The sequence below is a fragment of the Leucobacter fengyongliangi genome (genome assembly GCF_052386045.1).
On sequence record NZ_CM126356.1, the window covers coordinates 1106760 to 1126743 of the forward strand.

The following is a 19984-nucleotide window of genomic DNA, read 5'->3' on the forward strand; positions in this document are numbered from 1 at the left end:
AGCAGGGTTCAGCGGGAATGCCGGGAAGCGACCGACCCGCTGAACCTCCTCGGGCCGGTGCCCGAGTCTCTGCTCTACCTATTCGGTGCTCTGCCTATTCGGTGCTCTGCCTATTCGGCGGAGCTTTCAGTGGCCTGCGCCTCGCTCGTGCCGCTCGTGGGTGCCTCGCCGGCACCGGTGTTGCGGCGGCGACGCCTGCGCCTGCGCGCCGAGGTCGAGGTTCCCTCGCCCAGGGCGATGGCCTGAATCGCTTCGCGATCCGCGCCGGGCTCGCCGGTTCCCTCACTGTCGTGGCCGTGACCCTCGTGACCGTGTGCCTCGTGACGACCGCGCCCCTTTGGGTTCGCGCTGCGCGTGCGGCTGCGGGTGCGGCTGGATGAGCCGGATCCGCCCTCTGACGAACCTGCTGAATCTTCTGAACCATCGCGAGCCGACCCGCTGCGAGCTGACCCGCCGCGAGCCGACCCGCCGCGAGCCGACCCGCCGCGAGCCGACCCGCTGCGAGCTGACCCGCCGCGAGTGGAGCCGCTGCGACCCTGGTCGCTGCGTGGTGCGCGCTCCTTGATCGGCGTCGCCTTGAGGCGGCCCTTGGTGCCCTCGGGGATCTTCAACTCCTCCATGAAGTGCGGGGAGGAGGAGTAGGTCTCGCGCGGCTCGGGGATGCCGAACTCGAGCGCGTTGTTAATGAGCGCCCACTTGTGCATATCGTCCCAGTCGACGAAGGTGACCGCGATGCCGGTGCGCCCAGCGCGTCCCGTGCGCCCCACCCGGTGCAGGTAGGCCTTCTCGTCTTCGGGCACCGTGTGGTTGATCACGTGCGTCACGTCGTCAACGTCGATGCCGCGAGCCGCGACATCGGTGGCGATGAGGATCTCCTTCTTGCCTGCCTTGAACGCGGCCATCGCGCGCTCGCGCTGCTCCTGATTCAGATCGCCGTGCACGCTGACCGCTGCGAAGCCGCGATCGGTGAGCTCTTCCTGCAGCCTCGCTGCGGCACGCTTGGTGCGCATGAAGATCACGGTCTTGCCGCGACCCTCGGCCTGCAAAATGCGACCGATGATCTCGTCTTTGTCGAGCGAGTGCGCGCGGTAGATGATGTGCTCGATGTTCGCCTGCATCTGCCCCTCGTCGGGGTCAGTCGCGCGAATGTGGATCGGGTTTTTCATAAAGCGGCGAGCGAGCGCGACGATCGTGCCCGGCATCGTGGCCGAGAAGAGCATGGTGTGACGCACCGGTGGGGTCTGCGCGAACAGCTTTTCAATATCGGCGAGGAAGCCGAGGTCGAGCATCTTGTCGGCCTCATCGAGCACCATTTCGCGCACATTCTTGAGATCGAGGATGCGCTGGCCTGCGAGGTCAAGCAGACGACCCGGGGTGCCGACGACGACCTGCGCGCCGTCTTTCAGCTGATCGATCTGGCCTTCGTACGCCTTGCCGCCATAGATCGGCACGATCTTGGTCGCGCGGCCCTTGGCGGCGAGCTCGAGGTCTTCGAATACCTGCACCGCAAGCTCGCGGGTCGGTACGACCACGAGGGCCTGCACACCGGGCCCGGGCGCATCGCCGAGGCGCTGCAGTAGCGGAAGGCCAAATCCGAAGGTCTTGCCGGTGCCGGTCTTGGCCTGCCCGATGATGTCTTGGCCCGAGAGCGCAAGCGGAATAGTTTCAACTTGGATGGGAAACGCGTCGATGATGCCGGAAGACGCCAAAGCGTCGACCAGGTCTTGTTCGACGCCGAGTTCAGAGAACGTGGTCACGTGAGATCCTGTCGGTAGAGCTGTTGCTACGCGCTGACTGAGCCCTACGCGTAGCGCGCCGCTGCTCCTCGGCAGTGGCGCCAAATGACGTGCAGGCGAGAAAAAGGGTCGCCTGCTTTGCCCAGTCTATGCGGTGGGCATCTGCGTGCGCCGGTACACTGGCCAAGTGTTCGAGTGGATCAAGGGGCTGCGCAAGCCGAAGGTGCCCGCGCGCTTGTCAGGTGTGCGAAACGGTGACGTCGATGCGGTGCGCGTTGAGCTTGCGGAATTTGCCCCCGGAATTCTGCCGTTTCTGGGTCTGACTGCCTACCTGCAACTCGAACTCTACGAGGCCTCTGCGACGGCCGTCGCTGGCGCACCAAACCTGCAAGCCAAAGAGGTGCTCGCCCGCGTGGCTGGGGTGAGCCTGCATAAACACCAGAAGCTCACCGATGAACTTCGGCGCCGCGGGCACGAGCCGCATCAGGTGATGACGCCGTTCACCGAGGTGATCGATAGCTACATCGATCGCATTGAGGTGCGCGACTGGCACCAACACGTGCTCTCCATTTACCTCGTGGGTGGGCTCTTCGACGGGTTCTTCGCGGCGCTCGCCGGGGGCCTGAAAGACAGCTATCGCTCCGATGCCGTGTCGATTCTGCGCGACTCAACCGGGCGCGACGAGCTGGCCGAGCTGCTTTCCTCTGAGATCGCCGCGGATCCGACGATCGCCCACCGCCTGTCGCTTTGGGGGCGCAGGCTTGTTGGCGACACGCTGCTCGTCTCGCGCGCGGTGCTCACGCTGAGCGAGAAGCGAGAGTTCGTGGCGAGTGAGGTCGAGCCGGTCTTCACCGAACTGATTGCCGACCACACCAGGCGCATGGACAGCCTGGGTCTGACCGCCTAGGTGTTCGCGACCGAGGGAGTGCCGGTGGGGTTTTCGGGGGTGGATCAGCCGCAGCTGCAGTGCCGCTACTTTCGCGCCGATGAGTGTCGCTCGTGCTCGCTTATTGAGACTCCGTACGCGCGGCAGTTACACGAGAAATTCGCATGGTGCCGCGAGCTTCTTCCCGCCATTCGCGAGGATGCCTGGCTCGAGCCCTTCACCGGCGGCGATCGCGGGTTTCGCAATCGGGCAAAGCTCGTGGTGGGCGGAGCCCCCGGCCACCTCACGCTGGGTATCCTCGGGCCAGAAGGCCGCGGCGTTGACCTGCGCGAGTGCGCGATCCAATCTCCGGGCATAGCCTCAGAGCTTCCGGCGCTCGCCGAAGTCCTGAATGCGCTCGGCATCGAGCCCTACGACGTGCCCGCGCGGCGCGGTGAGCTCAAGTTCGTGCACGTCACGGAGGCGCCAGCCGATCCACTGGCAAATGGGGGCGGCGAGCTGATGCTGCGGTTCGTGGTGCGCAGCGAACACGGGCTTTCCCTGTTGCGCTCGGCGCTGGCCTCGATTCGCCGCGCCCTGCCGCGGGCAACGGTCATCTCGGTGAATCTCCTGCCCGAACACAGGGCGGTGCTGGAGGGAGAGCGCGAGGAGATGCTGCTCGGCACCTCGCTGCCGATGCGACTCGGACCGGTCACCCTGCACCTGCAGCCCCAGAGCTTCTTCCAGACGAATACCGCGGTCGCGCGCGCACTCTACGCACAGGTCTCCGGGTGGATCGACGAGATCGCCCCCGCCTCGGTGTGGGATCTGTACTGCGGTGTGGGCGGTTTCGCGCTGCACTGCGCGGGCCCCGGCCGCGAGGTGCTGGGCGTCGAGCTCAGCCCCGCCGCGGTGAGCGCGGCGTCGCGATCCGCAAGTGAAACCGGTCTCGACGCACGCTTCCTGGCCGGCGACGCAACCGAATTTGCGTTAGCCACGGCACCCGGCGAGCTGCCTGATACGCTCATCGTGAACCCGCCCCGGCGCGGGATCGGACACGAACTCGCGTCGTGGATCGAGGGGTCGGGCATGGCCCACGTCGTGTACTCGAGCTGCAATCCCGAGTCCCTTGCGCGCGATCTCGCCGCGATGCCCGCCTACGTCGTGCGGGAGGCGCGAGTCTTCGACATGTTCCCGCATACCCGGCATGTCGAAGTCGCGTGCCTGCTCGAAAGAAGATAGGAAGAGACTGTGCCAAAGCGTTTAGTGTGCAGCGGGTGTGAGCAACTCCCGAAGCTCGTGTTCTCCGAATCCGATGTCTACGTTCACCTGCCAACGGATCGACACCTCGTTCTCGTCGAGCGGGAACTCACGGCACACGGCTACTCCTTCTCCCGGGTTGACGGCGGATTGCTCGTCCCTGAGGTCGACTTTGAGAGCTTTCTCGGGTTCCTGAGTTCCTCCGTGTTTAACACGGTCGAGAAGAAAGACGTGAAGGTTCTTCCGCTGCAACGAGGCGAGGCATTGAGCTTCGCTGCGATCCGGAATCTGAAGAGTCTCTCGGAGTGGGAGATCATTGCGCACGGCCAGGATGTCGTGTCGATCATCGATGAGGCACGCATCAAAACCCTGTTCCAGCCGATTATTCGGGCGCAGACGGGCGAAATATACGGCTACGAGGCGCTGAGTCGGGGCATCCTGCCCGACGGCAGCATCATGAGCCCGGCCCGCCTGTTCTCTCAGGCAAAGGCGATGGATCTGCTCTTCTACCTCGATCGCGCGTGCCGAGAGGCTTCCCTGCGTGCCGCGGCTCGGCAGGGGATCACCCGGAAAATTTTCATCAACTTCGTGCCCACGGCAATCTACGAGCCAACACTCTGTTTGCAGACGACGGCGCGCGTGCTCGCCGAGGAAGGGCTCGATTCCGAGCAGGTGGTGTTTGAAGTCGTTGAGACCGAGAAGGTGGAGGACTTCGGCCACCTCAATCGCATACTTGATTACTACCGCGACAAGGGATATTCCACCGCGCTCGACGACATCGGCAGCGGATTTTCAGACGTGGGAACGCTCCTGCAGCTCCGACCCGACTACATGAAAATTGACATGGAGGTCATTCGCGACATCCATCTCCGCCCGCACAAACAGGAACTGCTCGACGTGTTCATCGAGAACGGCAAGAAGATCGGCCTCAGCATTCTCGCCGAGGGGATTGAGACGCTCGAAGAGTACCGTTATCTGCGCGAGAGAGACGTTGACCTGATGCAGGGGTACCTCTTCGGGAAACCCGAAGAGGTACCAGTAGCAACGGTGAGGATGCCCGAATAGCGGGTAGCTGGGCTAGTTGACAAACCCCACGCGACGGCCTGCATCTGAGCCGAGCTCGACGTAGGCGATCGCGGCGGTGGCGACGAGGTAGTGCTTGCCCTTGGAATCGGTGAAGGTCACGAGCGGCTCGCTGCCTGAGATGGCCTTCCCCACGAGTTCCTGCAGTTCGGCGACTGCGACGTTCGACTCGAAGCTCAGTTCGCGAGGGGAGTGGGTGATGCCGATACGAACTTCCACGGGTGCCTCCTGGGGTGAATGACGTCTGAAACCGTTCGCGCGTGGGCGCTACAAGCTGTGCCTTGAGTCTACGGCGTTGCATGTTCGCAGATGGTGGATCAGGCCGCTCGTTCGCCATGAGCGCAGACCATGCCGAAACCGCGCGCAGTCGGTGTCGGAGGGTCGCCCTAAGCTTGCGGCATGGTCACGCTCGATCCCTCCCAGCAGCTCGTGCTTTCGCTCGACCCGGCCCGGCACGCGCGTGTGCTCGGCGCACCAGGCAGCGGCAAGACCGAGGTGCTCGTGGAAGCGGCCGCGCGACTGCTCGAACTGCTGGGCTGGGGCGAACATGACATCTGGGTCTGGGGGGCCAATCGCGAGGTGGCCGCGGGCCTGCGCGGCAGGCTCGAACGTCGCATTGATGGGCCGCTCGGGGGCACACCCGCGCGCACCGCGACATCGTTCGCCTTTGCGCTGCTGCAGCGGATCGCCGCGACCGAGGGGCGCACGCCGCCGAGGCTGCTGACGGGCACGGCTCACGACGAGGCGGTCGCGCTCATCGTCGAGGCTGCGCTCGCCGCGGGAGGCCAGACGCCGTCGATGCTTCAGGCGGGGGTGCTCCACCCTGATGTGCTGCGGGGTGAGTCGTTCCGCGCTGAGGTGCGCGAGGTGTCTCGGGTGCTCGACGACTTCGCGATCCACCCGGAAGAACTTGCCACCAGGTTGCGGCGTGCGCTTCGGGAGGGTGGGGGCGTCCACACGCTGTTGCCCGACCCCGAGCTTGCCGAACACTGGCTCGTCGCGTGCGAACTGGTAGCCGCGGTAAATGCGCATTTGCGAGCTACACGGCCCGACGAGCTGTCTTCCAGCGAGTTGCTGCGCGTGGCCGCAGGCGCGCTGGTGTCGCAGGAGAACGTCACGGTGCCGCGATTGGTCATGGTCGACGATGCGCAGGAGCTTGGAGAGGGAGAGCTTGCGCTTCTGGCCGCGCTCGTGAGGCGGGGCGCCCGCGTCTGGGCATTCGGAGACCCCGACACATCCACGGGCGCGTTCCACGGCGAGCGGGTGCGAATGCTCGCGGGGGTGAGCGCTGAGCTTGAGCGACGCGGCGCTCCGGCGTTGCCCACCGGATTCTCCGAGCAACTGGTGATTCTCACACACGTTCATCGGCAGGGTCAGGTGCTCAGAACATTCGTGCAGCAGGTGAGCGCCCGGGTCGGCACCGCGGGTGTCGGCCAGCAGCGGGAGGCGGGGGCCGCCCCGCGAACTGACGCTGCGGAGCCCGCAGGGCCTGGGGGCAGCGTGCAGTTTGCGACGGTCGCCTCGTCGGCCGAGCAGCTGGGTGTCATCGCGCATCGGCTGCGCCGCAGGCGGCTGGGCCTCGATGCTGAGATGCCGATGGCGTGGAGCGACATGGCCGTGATTTGCCGCAGTAGGGGTGAAGTGATCCGCACCGCGCGTGTGCTTGCCGGGCACCAGGTGCCGACGAGCGTGGCCGCCGGCGGTGTCGTGCTGCGAGATTCCCAGCTCGTGCGCGAACTCATCCTGATCTTGCAGCACGCGCTCGGTTTTGAGTCGCTCACGCCACGACACCTGCTCGATCTGCTGGGTGGTGTGATCGGCGGGCTCGATCCCATCGCGCTGCGTCGACTCCGGGGTGAGCTTCGACTGCAGGAAAATCGACGCGCGCGTGCCGAGGAGCGGCCGCCGGTCTCCGTCGAGGAGCTCATCGTGCAGGCCTGCGCCGCTCCGAGCAGTGCCCCGGTCGTAGACTCGCGCGCTGGCCGGAGTCTCGGACGACTCGGCGCGCTGCTCTCGGCGGCGCGGGTGGCGGCCGAACGGGGCGGAACCCCGCGAGAGGTGTTGTGGGAGATTTGGCACGGCACGGGGCTCGCCGCATCACTGCAGAATGAGGCGCTCGAAGGTCGTGGCTCGCGCGCGGACGAGGCCCACCGTTCGCTCGACGCCGTGCTTGGCCTCTTTTTTGCGCTGCAGCGACACGAGGAGCAGGACAGCGATCTCCCCATCTCCGACCTGCTGCGAGAGCTGCTTGTGAGTTCGGTCCCTAAAGACTCGCTCGCAGCTCGGAGCGAGCGCGACGTAGTGACGGTGACCACACCTCAGGGTGTCATCGGCCGCGAATTCGGTGTGGTGTGCGTGCTCGGCCCGCAGGAGGGATCGTGGCCCAACCTGCGATCCCGCGGCTCGCTGCTTGGCGTGATCGCGCTGGAACGATGGTTGCGCGGCGAAGTGGCCGCGGCACCTTCTCGCAAAGACACCCTGCACGATGAACTTCGCCTCCTCGTGCACACCTGTGCGCGGGCGCGCGACGAGCTAGTCGCTGTTGCGATTTCCGATGAGGATCACCACCCCAGCGCCTTTTTCGGCCTCGGCCGCGATTACGCGGTCGCCGGGCTCTTGCCGAGCACCAGGTTGACCCTGCGAGGTGCGGTGGCCGAGATGCGACGTCGACTGACCGCTGACTCAGGTGATGAAGTAGCGCTTCGTTCTCTCGTGGCGCTCGCCCGCGCGGGTGCCTCCGGCGCACACCCGACGGAATGGTATGGCGTGAGCCCCCCGAGTACCGAGCGGCCGCTGGTTGATCTTGCCGGCGACCCCGAGGCGTTCGTTTCGGTGAGTCCCTCGCGGCTCGAGGATGCCGAGCGGTGTCCGCTCGACTGGGCGATTTCGACGCTCGGGGGAGGCGGTACTGGCGTGAGCCAGGGAATCGGCACCCTGCTGCACCGTGCGCTGGAGACGGCGGATGGTGCGGTCAGTGCTGAGGAGCTGGTCGAGGTGGTGGCCGCCGAGTGGGGTGGTCTCGTATTCGAGGCCGAATGGGAGGCGGAGCGAAAGATGGAGCTCGTGAAAGAGATGGCCCGCGGGCTTGCCGACTACCTTGCTGAGTTCGAGGGTTCGAATCGGGTGGTCGTCGGGCGTGAAGCAAAGCTCCGACTGGAGATCGATCGTGCCCGCATCGTGGGTGTCGCCGATCGGCTCGAGGCGCGTGAACTCGCAGATGGAAGGGTCGAGATCTCGGTGGTCGACCTCAAGACCGGCGCCACGATGCCCTCGGGCCCAGAGCTTCCCACGCACGCACAGTTGCAGGCCTATCAGTTGGGGCTGATCCACCACGCGTTTGATATCGAGGGTGAGATTTCGGCTGCCAGCACGGTGAACGGAGGCGCGAGGCTGCTGTTCGTGCACCCGGATGTGCGCACCACCAGGGGGGCGGAGGCGGGCAGCACCTTTCGTCAGCCGACGCAGCCCCTGCTCGATACCGAGGGGCAGCGCGTGTTCAGGGAGCGCGTGGCCGCGGTGGCGGAGGTGATGGCCGCGGGTACATTCGTGGCTCGCGTCGAACATCACTGCAGCGACCCGCATGCCCTCGGGGGGGCGTGCAGGCTTCACGTGATTCCGGCGGTGAGCCACGCATGAGCGATCAGAGCCCCAACTCCAAGATGGAGACTCCCGCACGCATGCCCGTGCCCGTATTCTCGGCTGCGCGAGTGGCCGAAATTATGGCAGGTCCGGGCCATACCGTGATCATCCCCACCGCAGAGCAGACGACGATCATCGAGCATCCTCTCGGCGGCACCGCCCTCGTGATCGCCGGCGCCGGCAGCGGCAAGACCGAGACGATGGCCAACCGAGTGGTCTGGCTCGTTGCGAACGGTTTTGCTGACCCCTCGCAGATCCTCGGCCTCACGTTCACCCGTAAGGCGGCCGGAGAGTTGGGTGAGCGCATCGCGGGGCGGCTCGCGACGTTCACCGAGCGGCTGATCGATGCCGGCCAACGGGGCCGACTCAGTGCTACAGAGGTGGATCGGGCCCAGGCGCTCGCGGAGGTGCTCGGCGATGGCCTCGACCTGCCTGACGTGAGTACCTACAACGCCTTCGCGTCGGGTGTCGTGCAGGAGTTCGGAGCACTCGCCGGGATCGCCTCCTCGGCCACCGTCATCGACGAGGCCACCGCGTGGCGCATCGCGCGCGACGTGGTGTGCGCGAGCACCGACCCCGAACTGGTGTCGTCGGGCGATTCCATTGCGCAAGTGGTGGGCCGGGTCATCGAACTCGACCACGCGGTCTCAGACAACCTCACGTCATTCGACCTCGTCGCCCAGGTGATCACCGAGTTCGAGCGGGTGGGCTCGCTGCCCTATAACGACAAGTCGACAGGTGCACACAAGCTCTACGCCGAAATTCGAGACATTCTGAAGAACATGCGCGGCACGCAGATCGCGCTCCGGCTCGCGCGGGTGTTCGCCGAGGAGAAGCGACGGCGTGGGCTGATCGAGTTCTCCGACCAGCTAGCCCTCGCTGTCGAGACCCTCCAGCGCTTCCCCAAGGCGACGGTCCAACTTCGGCAGCGCACCCCGGTCGTGCTGCTTGACGAAGTGCAAGACACTTCGGTGGGCCAGACACGATTGCTGTCGATGCTTTACGCCGGAACCTCGGTGATGGCCGTTGGCGATCCGCACCAATCGATCTATGGCTTCCGCGGGGCCTCGGCAGACAATCTGCGGTCGTTCCTTCGCGACTTTCGCCGACCCGGGGCCCCAGCTGCGGAGGCCGCGACGCTCAGCCTCTCGGTGAGCTGGCGCAACCCGAGCGAGGTGCTGAAGGTAGCGAACACGATCTCGGCACCGCTGACCGCGACCACGCCGGTCGATGTGCCGCGGCTCCGCTCGAAGGAAGAGCATCTCGGACCGAAGACTGGCACGGCAGTCGGTGCCAGTGCCAGTGCCAGTGCCAGTGCTAGTGCTGGTGCAGGTGACCTCCGAGCGAAGGCGCACACTGCGGTGGAGTGGCGGTTTCCCGAGACGCTTGACGAGGAATTCGAGCAGCTCGCGACCTGGATGCGAGATGCCCGCGCCGAGCACCTGCAACGCACCGGAACTCCCGCGACTGCGGCCGTGGTGATGCGCGCTCGCAAGTGGATGCCGGCCGTTTCCGACGCGCTCACGCGGGCGGGGGTGCCCAATCGCATCGTCGGTCTCGGGGGGCTCCTCACCACACCCGAGGTGACCGAGGTGGTGTGCGCGCTGCGCTGCGTGTGGTTTGCAGATGCGGGTTCAGACCTCATACGGCTTCTCGCAAGCCCCAGGTTTCGCGTCGGCGCTGCGGACCTCGCGGGCCTGCGCCACGCCGCGAGCTGGTTCGCGAAGCGAGACACCGGCCAGCAACCGCTGAGCGAGGAAGACCTGCGGGGCGAACAGGCGCTTCCCGACCCGGATCGGCAGTTCACCCTGCTCGATGCGGTCGATGAAATCAGCTCGATGAAGCGGCTCGACCACGTCGCTCTTGCGCGCATCAGCGAGGTGGGGAAGGAACGTATTCGTGAGGCGGGTCAGGTGTTGCGGCGCCTGCGACAGGCGGTTGGGCGCGACATTCCGGGTCTGCTGCGTGCGGTCGAATACGAGTTGCGGATCGACATCGAACTCGAGGCGAATGAGCGCACGGGGTACGCGGGCGGTGCGCTTGCCCGCGCAAATCTCGATGCCTTCACCGACCTCATCGAGGTGTTTCTCTCGACCGACAAGCACGGCACCCTCGCCTCGGTGTTGGCGTGGCTCGAACGTCTCACCGAGCTCGATCAGGCCGCCGAACACGTTCCCGAACCCGAGCCTGGCACGGTGCACCTCATCACGGGCCACGGTGCCAAGGGGCTTGAGTGGGACCTGGTGGCGGTGCCGCGACTCGTCGAGAGTGAGTTTCCCGGCTCGCCCAAGGAAGGCCTGGGGTGGCTGCGCCCCGGGAAGATTCCTGACGAGCTTCGAGGGGATGCCGCCGCGCGGCCAAAACTCGACTGGCGCATCGCCACGACCCAGGCGGAGTTGCGAGAGCGCATCATGGGTACCCGCGGGAAGGGTGACGGGTCCACCGAGCCCGTGCCCGGGTATAAAGAGCTCCTTGCCGAACGCAGCCAGGAGGAAGAACGTCGCCTCGCTTACGTCGCGGTGACCCGCGCGGCCTCCCGGCTGCTCCTCACCGGATCGTTTTGGGGCGGAACGAAAACCCCGCGCGGTCCTTCGACCTTCCTCACCGAGCTCGCTGACGCGGGGGTCATCACGGGGCTTCCTGTGCAGAGTGCGCACGAGGAGGACCCCCTCGACCGGCCCGAACGAACGGCGGAGTGGCCACTGGATCCGCTGGGCGCGCGCGCGGAGGCGGTGCTCACCGCGGCGGCGACGCTCGAACGGGCGCTCGAGGAGCCGGCGGAGTCTCGTCCGCCGCAACACGGAGCTGGCGTGGAGCCCACGGTGGAACTCCTGCTTGCCGAGCGCGATGCTGCCACCCGGGACGCGGTTCAGCCAGCGAACGCTGAACGACTCACCGCATCGACCTTCCACGAGTTCATCGAACATCCCGCGGAGGCCGAGCGGCGCAGGATCCGCCCGGTGCCGATGCGACCCTATCGGCGTACCCGCACCGGAAACCGTTTCCACGAGTGGGTCGAACGTCGCGTGACCACGAGCCTGGGCACGGCGGTGCCGCTGTGGGGGTTTGATCCGGAAACCGACGATCTCTCGCGACTCGAGTTTGATGGAGAACCCGAACTGCAGCCACTGATCGAGCAGTTCGAGCGCTCACGCTTTGCTGATCGTCAGCCGATCGCCGTCGAACTCGAGGTATCGATTCCGTTCGCGGGCAGACGACTCGTCTGCAAGCTTGACGCGGTGTACGCAACCGGCGAGGGAACGGACGCTCGGGTCGAGGTCGTCGATTGGAAGTCCGGACGCCCGCCAAAGAACGACGCGGAGCGCCGCTCGCGCTTCCTGCAGCTCGACCTGTATCGGCACGCCTACGCGCAATGGGCTGGCATCGATCCCGCGCGCATCGATGTCACCCTGTTTTACGTTGCAGAGGGGCAGGAGTTGCGTGGCGAGGGCAACCGTTCCCTTGCTGAACTCGAACAACTGTGGCTGGCCGCCGCAGAGTCACTGCACGGGGAGGCATAGCCGCGGGCTTTTCCGAGGGTCTCCAGCTATCTCTCGAGCGGATCGATCGGCTGTGTCGCCTGATCGTTAATGGAGGCAGGACCCTCGCTGGGCTCTGACGTTTCTTCAGGCGCTTGTGCATCGCCCTGCGCGGGCACCGCAACGGGTTCGATGAAGTCGGTGTCCGCGTGAAACATGCGATCTTCGTCGAGCGCCTCGTATTCCGCGGTCTCAGAACGCGGGTCGAACGGCACGTCAGGAACCTCGTCGAGCAGTTGCTCGACTTCGCTTCCGGAAAGGGTGCTGCGCGCCGGAATGGGGGTGCCCAGTCGGTCAAGCCGATCCACCAATCGATCGAACATCGCAACCGCATCGTCGACAACAACCGAATCGTGCGTGTCGACCCCGTGGAGCAGCCAGCGCGCGACCTCGAGTTGATGGTAAAAGTGGGCCCGGGCGCGAATTTCGCGCATTCCCGTGACTCCGCGAATCGCCGAATACCGCGCGAGTACTGCATCGAGCGCGTCGCCACTCGAAGCGAGCAACCATGCGAGATCCGTCGCCGGATCGCCGGCGGCGAGCGCGTCCCAGCCCAAGATGCCGACAATCTGGTCGTCGGTCACGATCAGCTGATCTGCGGTCAAGGATCCGTGCACGACGGTCGGGGCGAAATCCCAGAGTGAGGTCGACCGGAGCGTGTCGAGCCACCTTTGATGCACGGTTTCGGGCAGCAGGTGGGTCTGCGCGGCACGCTCGACGAGTCGCAGGGCCTGGCCTCGCGCCTCTTGGGCCGACCGCGTGGGCAACCCACCCTGCTGCACCAACGAAGTGGGGAGATTGTGGATCGCGGCGAGCGCCTCGGCGACCGGCTGCAGCAGCAGTGCATCTGCCTCGACGTTGCCCGCATCGACACGACCGCCCTCAATGAATGTGGTGACGACTGCTCGCGTGTCGCCCGCGCGAGTGATTCCGCGTGTGAAGGGCACAGCGAACGGCAGTTCTTCCCGTGCGCCCTCGGCAAGGGCGGCAAGCCCGAGCAGCTCGGCCGACTGCCGTACCTCTGCGTTCGGGGTTCGGGGGACGCGGATAATCAGGTCGCCGTCGTCGGTGACGAGGACCGCCGAGCTGTACGCACCGTCGCCGTCGGCGGTGTGGGAACGGGTGCCGCGAACGTTCAGCCCGGGCACCGCCGAGGTTGCCAGCGCGGCTAAGGTTAGAGGGGTGCTCGCCATACGTTCAGCGTAGGCATGAGCACGGCGTGGCGGGGCACGCCACGCGCAGGGACTGCGATGCCGGCTGAATGAGGAGCAACGTATGACGCACCGGGATGCGCCGCCGCTATCGGGAAGCGGCATCGACCGCGATGCCCGCACCCGCATGAGCGAGGCCACGCTGGACGCTGCCTGGCGGGAGCCGCAGACCCGGCTCTTGCGGTTGCGCGGCGGGCAGGTGTCGGTCCTGCAATCCGTGGATGGTGCCATTGCCTTGGCGCTGAGCCCAATCACTTCTGACCGACTGCCTTCGGCTCTGTACCTCGGTCGCTGGGAAGGTCGCGCAATATTCGCGGAGGTTCTCGACGTGCAGTCGACGTCAGGGGAGCAGACCGACGGGACCACTGGCGAGCCGGGCGACTCGGGAGCTGCTGGCGACTCCGGCTCTGCTGGTGATGCCGGCGATGCCGGCGATGCCGGCGATGCTGCAGAATCCGGCAGCCCAATCGCACAATGGCGGCACCCCTTCGAGTTCAGCTCGGACCTTGACCGCGCGGAACGCGAACTCATGACCACGGCACTCGCACTGAGCAACTGGCACGCGAGCCACCCGTATTCGACCCGCGACGGCCAGCGCACCGAGCCGGTACTCGGTGGATGGGCGAGACACGATGCGCACGGTGGCGAGCACTTTCCACGCACCGACCCCGCGGTGATTGTTCTGGTTGAGCACGAAGACCGGCTGTTGCTGGGCTCGAACGTGTTGTGGGAATCCGGCAGATTCTCGTTGCTCGCGGGTTTTGTTGAGGCGGGCGAGTCGGCGGAACAGGCGGTGGTGCGCGAGGTGGGTGAAGAAGCGGGCATCCGCGTCGGCGACGTGCGCTACGTCGCCTCACAGCCATGGCCATTCCCGCGCTCGCTGATGCTCGGTTTCCGGGCGAGGCTCGCGCCGGGTGTGCACCCCGACGACGTGATTCCGGAGCCGGAAGAGATTTCCGAGTTGCGTTGGTTCACGCGCGAGGAGCTTCGCGCGCCCGCGCCGGGTCTCCTCCTTCCGGGCACGTTGTCGATCGCCAGGTGGCTGATCGACGGGTGGGTTGCCGAGGGCGACGACCACGGAGAAGGCTCGGAGGACGCGGGAGGCGTTTCGTGATCGACGTGCTCGACGGGCTTGATCCCGATCAGCGGGAGATTGCCGAGTGCGTGCGTGGCCCAGTGCTCGTGCTTGCCGGTGCGGGCACCGGCAAGACTCGCACAATTACACGGCGGATCGCGCACGGCGTGCGCACCGGGGTGTACACCCCCGAGCGTGTGCTTGCGGTGACGTTCACCCGGAAGGCCGCGGGAGAAATGCAGGGCCGACTGCGGGCACTCGGCGCAGAGGGCGTTCGCGCGCAGACGTTTCACGGTGCCGCACTCGCGCAACTCGGCTTCTTCTGGCCGCAACTGGTGGGTGGCCCCGCGCCGAAGGTGTTGGGGGGCAAGATTCCCACGGTCTCTCAGGCCGTGGAGTCGCTGCATCTGCGCCTCCCCACCGAGACCTTGCGCGACATCGCGAGTGAGATCGAGTGGCGCAAGGTGTCGATGCTCGGTCTCGAGAGTTACGCTGCGAAGCTCACCGCTGCAGTGGATCCGCGCCCCGTGCCCTCGGGCATCACTGCCGAGCAACTCCTCGCGATCCACGAGCGATACGGCAGTCTGCTCGACGACCGTCGCCAGATTGACTTTGAGGACGTACTGATTCTCTTGGCCGGCATGCTCGAAACCGAGCCCCGCGCCGCGATGCAGGTGCGCGAGCGCTATCGATTCTTCACCGTCGATGAGTATCAGGACGTGTCGCCGCTGCAACACGCGGTGTTGCGCGCCTGGCTGGGCGAGCGCGACGACGTGTGTGTCGTTGGTGACGCGAGCCAGACCATTTACAGCTTCGCGGGGGCATCGAGTTCGTTCCTGCTGCGGTTCGCCGGCGAACACCCGAACGCCCGCGAGTTTCGGCTCGAGCGTAACTACCGCTCGACTGAGCCGATCGTGCGCTGCGCGAACCGGCTGATGCGGGATCGGCCGGGCGCACTCACGCTCGAGTCCCAGCGTGAATCGACCGTGCACGAGAACCTTCCCACGGTGGAGTGGTTTGCGAATGAGAAGGACGAGGCGCAGGCTGTCGCTGCCTCCATCAAGGCGAGCATTGCCGCGGGAACGCCAGCCAGCGAGATCGCGGTGCTCTTTCGCACCAATGCCCAGTCGGCGAGCGTGGAGGCCGAGCTCGATCGATTCGGGATCGGGTCGCGGGTGCACGGCGCTCAGCGGTTCTTCGATCGTGCGGATGTGCGGCAGGCGGTCATGCTCATTCGTGGCCAGTCGAAGGTCGCGGATCCTCGCCCGTTGTTTCAGATTGTGAGCGATCTGCTCAGGTCGTGCGGGTGGAGCTCCCAGCCCCCCGCGGGGTCGGCTGGGCGGGAACGCTGGCAGGCGCTCAATGGCATTCTCACTCTCGTCGATGAGCAGCCGCCCGGAACCACCGTGCATGCGTTTAGTGAAGAATTGCTTGCCAGGCAGCGTGCACACCACGAGCCGACGCTTGACACGGTGACGCTCAGCGCGGTGCACGCGGCCAAGGGGCTCGAGTGGTCACTCGTTCACCTCATTGGCATGAGCGAGGGCCTGTTTCCTATCTCTTACGCCACAGACGAAGAAGCGATCGAGGAAGAACGTCGGCTCGTCTATGTGGCCATTACACGGGCAAGGGACGAGTTGCGTATCTCTGGCTCAGCCGGCCGTGCGCGCGGCGGGCGTCAGCCTTCGCGCTTCATCGCCGAGGCTGGGCTCACCATGGCTGGCTGAGGGTTGAGGCCTCGACGTGCCAGGGCACCGCGCTCGCCGTCGCACACGCACAGTCGGGGTGCGCCAGCACTGAGTGCTCCTCGGGAATCGTGCTCGGCATTCCGTCTTCGACTCTTAGGCGCAGCTGCGTCACCCGCTGCCAGTCGGACTCATCCCACCGTCGGTGCACGTAGGCCAGCGCGAGCGCCGAGGCGAACTCTGCACTCGCCGGAGTCTCCGCCGCGGGGAAGCGCCCGTGGAGTTGCGCGGCGAGCGCGGGGAGGCCCGGGTCGTGAGCGACCTCGCGGAGGTGCAGACAGGTAATACACGGTGCGCGGCCGGGGATCACCAGTGGCCCGATGCGGACGCTGCGATCGGTGAACCGCACCGCCAGGTGCGGCAGGCCAGAGGCGGCAAGTTCGTGAAAGGTCGCCGGAGGCTCCATGAATCGCTCCACCACGATGCAGAGGTCGGGTGAGACGTGGTCGCTCGCGAGTGCATCACTCGGTAGGAGCGACCAGTGAAGCGATTCCCAACCTGCGCGACCGACGGCGCTGCGGAGGCTCTCGGCCGCGCCGCCCGTGCCGAGAACCGCGATGCGCAGCCGACGTGCTTCGACGGGGGCCGTCCCGACAGCGGATTTCTCGCGTCTGTCGCCACTCGACCCGCCACTCGACCCGCCACTCGACCCGCCACTCGACCCGCCATTCGACCCTCCGTTCGACCCGCCCCGCGATACGCCGCGTGCGTTGCCGTGTGGGTCATCAATTCGTCGGGTGACGAGCACGGGGGCAACGAGTTCGATCAGTGCTCGCCGCTCTGCTGCTGTCGCGCCCACGAGCAGCGATGCCCGGGGCAATTCCGAGAGCGGCAGCCCCCGTTGTAGCACACCCAGAAGTCGCTGGGTGCCCGCGGAGGGCGCTGTGATTCGTGCCTCTGCTCGGTCAAAGCCCAGTCGCAGTGTCTGCGGATCTTCCCAACACAGGGGGAGTGCCGGGTCAATGCAAGCGAACGATTCCTTCATGCTCCCAGCATGCCGCTCGCGACCCCGCGTCTGTGAGTTCTCCACAGAGCCAGTCGAAGTGTCCGAGAATTCCTCCGTGCGCCCGGCCTGTGAGGGGGATTACACCGGTGGAGGAGTTGGCTCCTCGCCGCGGCGGTTCTCGCCGGAATCGCCCTCGCCAAACTGGCCCGTGTCGCTCCCCGCTGACGGCAGGTCACCATCAAGTAGCAGTGCGAGTTCCCGATCAAAATCATCTGGCTCGGAGGCTGCGGGTTCGACACCAGCGAGGCCCAGTCGCTCGAGCAAGCGGGCCGGGTGATCGAGCTCTTCGGCCGTCGGCAACAGATCGGGATGCGACCAGAGGTCATCACGTCGAGCGGTGCCTCCGCGCTCGGCCACCAGTCGCCAGACCGCCGCCGCCTCGCGTTGGCGGCGCGGACGAAGCTCAAGGCCCACGAGGGTGCTGAATGCGTGCTCGGCGGGGCCGCCAGCGGCACGGCGGCGCCGCACCATCTCGCCGATCGCGTCGGCACCCGGCAGACGTGTCACCGCGGCCGCAGTGACAACGTCGACCCAACCCTCGATCAGGGCAAGCATCGTCTCAAGTCGTTGGTGCGCAGCCTCTTGCTCGGGGGTCTTCGGCGGAATCAGAGCACCGCTGGAGACCAGGTCCTGGATCTTCGAGGTGTCGGACGGATCGAGATCCCTCGCGAGCTCTTCGATATGTGAGGTGTCGATGCGCATTCCGCGCGCGTAATCGGTGACTGCGGTGATGAGGTGCAAGCGCAACCACTTTGTGTGGCGAAACAGCCGCGCGTGGGCAAGTTCACGCACCGCGAGATAGAGCGTCACCGCCTCCGCGTCCTGGTCGAGGCCGGTGGCGAACGACGTCACCCCGCTGGGGATCAAGGTTCCACCCTCGCGGCCGGGCCCCGCGAACAGTGGGATTCCCACATCGCCGCCAGCGGCGACCTCGTGCGAGAGTTTGCCCACGATCTGTCCGAGTTGGGTCGCAAAAAGGGCGCCACCGACACTTCGCAACATGGGGCCAAACTGGGTGATTGAGCCAGACAGCTCCTCGGGAAGTTGGCCGGTCAGGGCATCGGTGAGCGCGCGGGCGATGGAGTCGGCGACGGGTTCGGCCAGGCTGATCCACGTGTCTACGCTTTGCTGTACCCATTCAATGCGGGTGATCGCTCGCGGCGCATCGGGAGCTTGGCCGACATCGGTCACCTCGTCGAGCCAGAGCGAGGCGACAGGAAAGGCTCGCAGGGCCCCGGCTGGGTCACCCGACGGCCCGCCTCCGCCAGCGATCTCGATCGCTGTACGCCGTGTGATGGACCAGTCGATGCCCTCGGTGGGATTCTGCATGGCCTGCTGCAGCGAGGCAAAAAGGCCCTGCAGGGCAGCAGGGTCGCCCGGGAGTCCGGCCGCCTGGGCGAGGGTCGCTGGATCGAAACTCGGGTCGGTCGGGCCGCCTCCGCCCGCAAGCAAATCGCGCAGCATGCGCTGCAGTTCATTGAAGGCATCGTCTCCGCTTGCCTCGGGTGTGCCTTCGTGGTCTTGCGCGCCCATGCTGTCTCCTTGCGTTCGAAACCACGCTACGGCACACACTCAAGAATCGGCTGCTAGATTGTGCCCACTCGGCCGCCCGGGTTCCGCTCACTGCGAACAGATGTCGGAAGCGGGCCGATGACGGAAGGACAGCGTGGCGCACAACACGAACGTGACGGCAGGTGGTGGGGTGCGCGGCTGGTGGATCGGGGCAGCCTTCCTGGTGCTCATGACCCTGGGTGCAGCAACAATTCCTTCCCCCTACGCTATCGAGCAACCCGGCCCGGTAGTCGATGCGTTCGGCAGCATCGACACCGCGGAAGGGGAAACCCCCGTCATCACAGTTGAGGGGGTCGAGACCTTTCCCACGAGTGGCACCATCAATATTCTGAGCGTGACGATCAGCGGATCGCCCGACCGGCCCCTCGCATGGCTGGCACTCGCGCGCACCTGGTTCGACCCTACGCAATCTGTGGTGCCGCTCTCTGCACTCTTCCCCGAGGGCATTTCAGCGGAGGAGCGCGCAGCCGCGAACGCCCAATTGATGGAGACCTCGCAGCTGCAGGCAACCGCAGCCGCGCTCGGTCAGCTCGGACAACCCCTGACCGGCGAGGTGCGGGTGATGTCCGTCGTAGACGGCGGTCCGGCCGAGGGGATTCTGGAACAAGGGGACACGATTCTTGCTGCTGGCGAGCGCGAGATCGGAGGGCTTGGTGAATTGCAGGCGGCGCTAGCTCAGGCCGGATCCGGCGGACAGCTCACCCTGGACATTGCCCGAGGCGGAAATGACCTGAGGGTTGTCGTGAGCCCGCAGGCACGCGGAAGCGATCCACAACCCTTACTCGGTGTGACCGTCACCACGGAACTCGAGATTCCGTTTGACGTCGAGTTCCAACTCGACAAGATTGGCGGCCCGAGCGCTGGACTCACCTTCGCGCTGGCACTCTACGACCTCCTCACCCCGGGTGAGCTCACGGGCGGGCTGACCGTGAGTACCACAGGAACGATTGATGAGGTCGGCACCGTCGGCCCGATCGGGGGCGTGCCCCAGAAACTGTGGGGCGCGGCAAACGCGGGCACGGACCTCATCCTCCTTCCCCTCGCAAACTGTAGGGATCTCCCAGAGTCCCTGCCTGAGGGGGTACAGGTCGTGCCGGTGGCGACACTCACCGAAGCGATTACCGCCATTGACGCCGTCAAGGCGGGCGAGACCCCAGCAGGGCTCGAGCGTTGTGAGGCCCCCGTGTAACAGGGCAGGAATCGGCCAGCCCGGATCCTGCCCAGTGCGTGTCCAGTGCTTTGTCAGAGCGGAC

General features: G+C 66.1%; 13 protein-coding genes. 8 read left to right on the forward strand and 5 right to left on the reverse strand.

The genetic code is table 11. The features are described from left to right. Positions 1–110: 110 nt before the first annotated feature. On the reverse strand, positions 111–1757 hold the full coding sequence (locus ACTNFK_RS05220; protein WP_435936338.1) for a DEAD/DEAH box helicase: 1647 nt from the start codon (positions 1755–1757) through the stop codon (positions 111–113). Between the two features lie 166 nt (positions 1758–1923). On the opposite strand from ACTNFK_RS05220, the gene ACTNFK_RS05225 reads away from it, so the two are divergent. Genes ACTNFK_RS05225 through ACTNFK_RS05235 form a run of 3 tightly spaced genes read left to right on the forward strand, consistent with a single transcriptional unit; the run spans position 1924 to position 4926 of the window. Continuing rightward, positions 1924–2643, forward strand: a complete 720-nt coding sequence (locus ACTNFK_RS05225) for a ferritin-like fold-containing protein (protein WP_435936339.1) — start codon at positions 1924–1926, stop codon at positions 2641–2643. Between the two features lie 24 nt (positions 2644–2667). Beyond that, positions 2668–3843: a methyltransferase domain-containing protein gene (locus ACTNFK_RS05230; RefSeq protein ID WP_445117200.1), complete on the forward strand. Its 1176-nt coding sequence runs from the start codon at positions 2668–2670 to the stop codon at positions 3841–3843. Between the two features lie 9 nt (positions 3844–3852). Then, entirely contained in the window at positions 3853–4926 is a 1074-nt protein-coding gene (locus tag ACTNFK_RS05235; RefSeq protein WP_435936341.1) for an EAL domain-containing protein, read from the forward strand. Between the two features lie 12 nt (positions 4927–4938). Here ACTNFK_RS05235 and ACTNFK_RS05240 read toward each other — a convergent pair whose 3' ends face one another. Next, positions 4939–5163, reverse strand: coding sequence for a DUF3107 domain-containing protein (locus ACTNFK_RS05240; protein WP_435936342.1), 225 nt, complete (start codon positions 5161–5163; stop codon positions 4939–4941). Positions 5164–5343: 180 nt separating this feature from the next. Between ACTNFK_RS05240 and ACTNFK_RS05245 the strand changes: the two genes are divergently transcribed. Together ACTNFK_RS05245 and ACTNFK_RS05250 are read left to right on the forward strand one after the other, a co-directional pair. Beyond that, positions 5344–8580: a PD-(D/E)XK nuclease family protein gene (locus ACTNFK_RS05245; RefSeq protein ID WP_435936343.1), complete on the forward strand. Its 3237-nt coding sequence runs from the start codon at positions 5344–5346 to the stop codon at positions 8578–8580. After that, positions 8577–12104 (forward strand): ATP-dependent helicase, encoded by a 3528-nt coding sequence (locus ACTNFK_RS05250; protein WP_433647267.1) that lies wholly within the window; start codon positions 8577–8579, stop codon positions 12102–12104. The genes ACTNFK_RS05245 and ACTNFK_RS05250 overlap by 4 nt, the downstream gene beginning before the upstream one ends. A gap of 26 nt (positions 12105–12130) precedes the next feature. Here ACTNFK_RS05250 and ACTNFK_RS05255 read toward each other — a convergent pair whose 3' ends face one another. Then, the gene (locus tag ACTNFK_RS05255) at positions 12131–13315 is read right to left on the reverse strand and encodes a phosphotransferase (protein ID WP_433647266.1); all 1185 of its coding nucleotides are present in this window, start codon (positions 13313–13315) and stop codon (positions 12131–12133) included. A gap of 82 nt (positions 13316–13397) precedes the next feature. Here ACTNFK_RS05255 and nudC point away from each other — a divergent pair, with 82 nt between their 5' ends. Continuing rightward, positions 13398–14447, forward strand: coding sequence for an NAD(+) diphosphatase (gene nudC / locus ACTNFK_RS05260; protein ID WP_435936344.1), 1050 nt, complete (start codon positions 13398–13400; stop codon positions 14445–14447). Further along, positions 14444–16135, forward strand: coding sequence for an ATP-dependent helicase (locus ACTNFK_RS05265; protein WP_433647264.1), 1692 nt, complete (start codon positions 14444–14446; stop codon positions 16133–16135). Before nudC ends, ACTNFK_RS05265 begins: the two co-directional genes overlap by 4 nt. Here ACTNFK_RS05265 and ACTNFK_RS05270 read toward each other — a convergent pair. Together ACTNFK_RS05270 and ACTNFK_RS05275 are read right to left on the reverse strand one after the other, a co-directional pair. Then, positions 16119–17183: a hypothetical protein gene (locus ACTNFK_RS05270; RefSeq protein WP_435936345.1), complete on the reverse strand. Its 1065-nt coding sequence runs from the start codon at positions 17181–17183 to the stop codon at positions 16119–16121. The genes ACTNFK_RS05265 and ACTNFK_RS05270 overlap by 17 nt on opposite strands. A 54-nt stretch (positions 17184–17237) precedes the next feature. After that, a complete protein-coding gene (locus ACTNFK_RS05275) occupies positions 17238–18692 on the reverse strand; it encodes a zinc-dependent metalloprotease (RefSeq protein WP_435936346.1) in 1455 nt (484 codons plus the stop codon). A 133-nt stretch (positions 18693–18825) separates the two neighbouring features. Here ACTNFK_RS05275 and ACTNFK_RS05280 point away from each other — a divergent pair, with 133 nt between their 5' ends. Further along, the gene (locus tag ACTNFK_RS05280) at positions 18826–19920 is read left to right on the forward strand and encodes a YlbL family protein (RefSeq protein WP_435936347.1); all 1095 of its coding nucleotides are present in this window, start codon (positions 18826–18828) and stop codon (positions 19918–19920) included. The last annotated feature ends 64 nt before the right edge of the window (positions 19921–19984 follow it).

Bases quoted from the DNA above. Each gene is read 5' to 3' on its own strand.
- ACTNFK_RS05245 (WP_435936343.1), top strand. From the start codon at position 5,344: ATGGTCACGCTCGATCCCTCCCAGCAGCTCGTGCTTTCGCTCGACCCG.
- ACTNFK_RS05250 (WP_433647267.1), top strand. From the start codon at position 8,577: ATGAGCGATCAGAGCCCCAACTCCAAGATGGAGACTCCCGCACGCATG.
- ACTNFK_RS05255 (WP_433647266.1), bottom strand. From the start codon at position 13,315: ATGGCGAGCACCCCTCTAACCTTAGCCGCGCTGGCAACCTCGGCGGTG.
- nudC (WP_435936344.1), top strand. From the start codon at position 13,398: ATGACGCACCGGGATGCGCCGCCGCTATCGGGAAGCGGCATCGACCGC.
- ACTNFK_RS05275 (WP_435936346.1), bottom strand. From the start codon at position 18,692: ATGGGCGCGCAAGACCACGAAGGCACACCCGAGGCAAGCGGAGACGAT.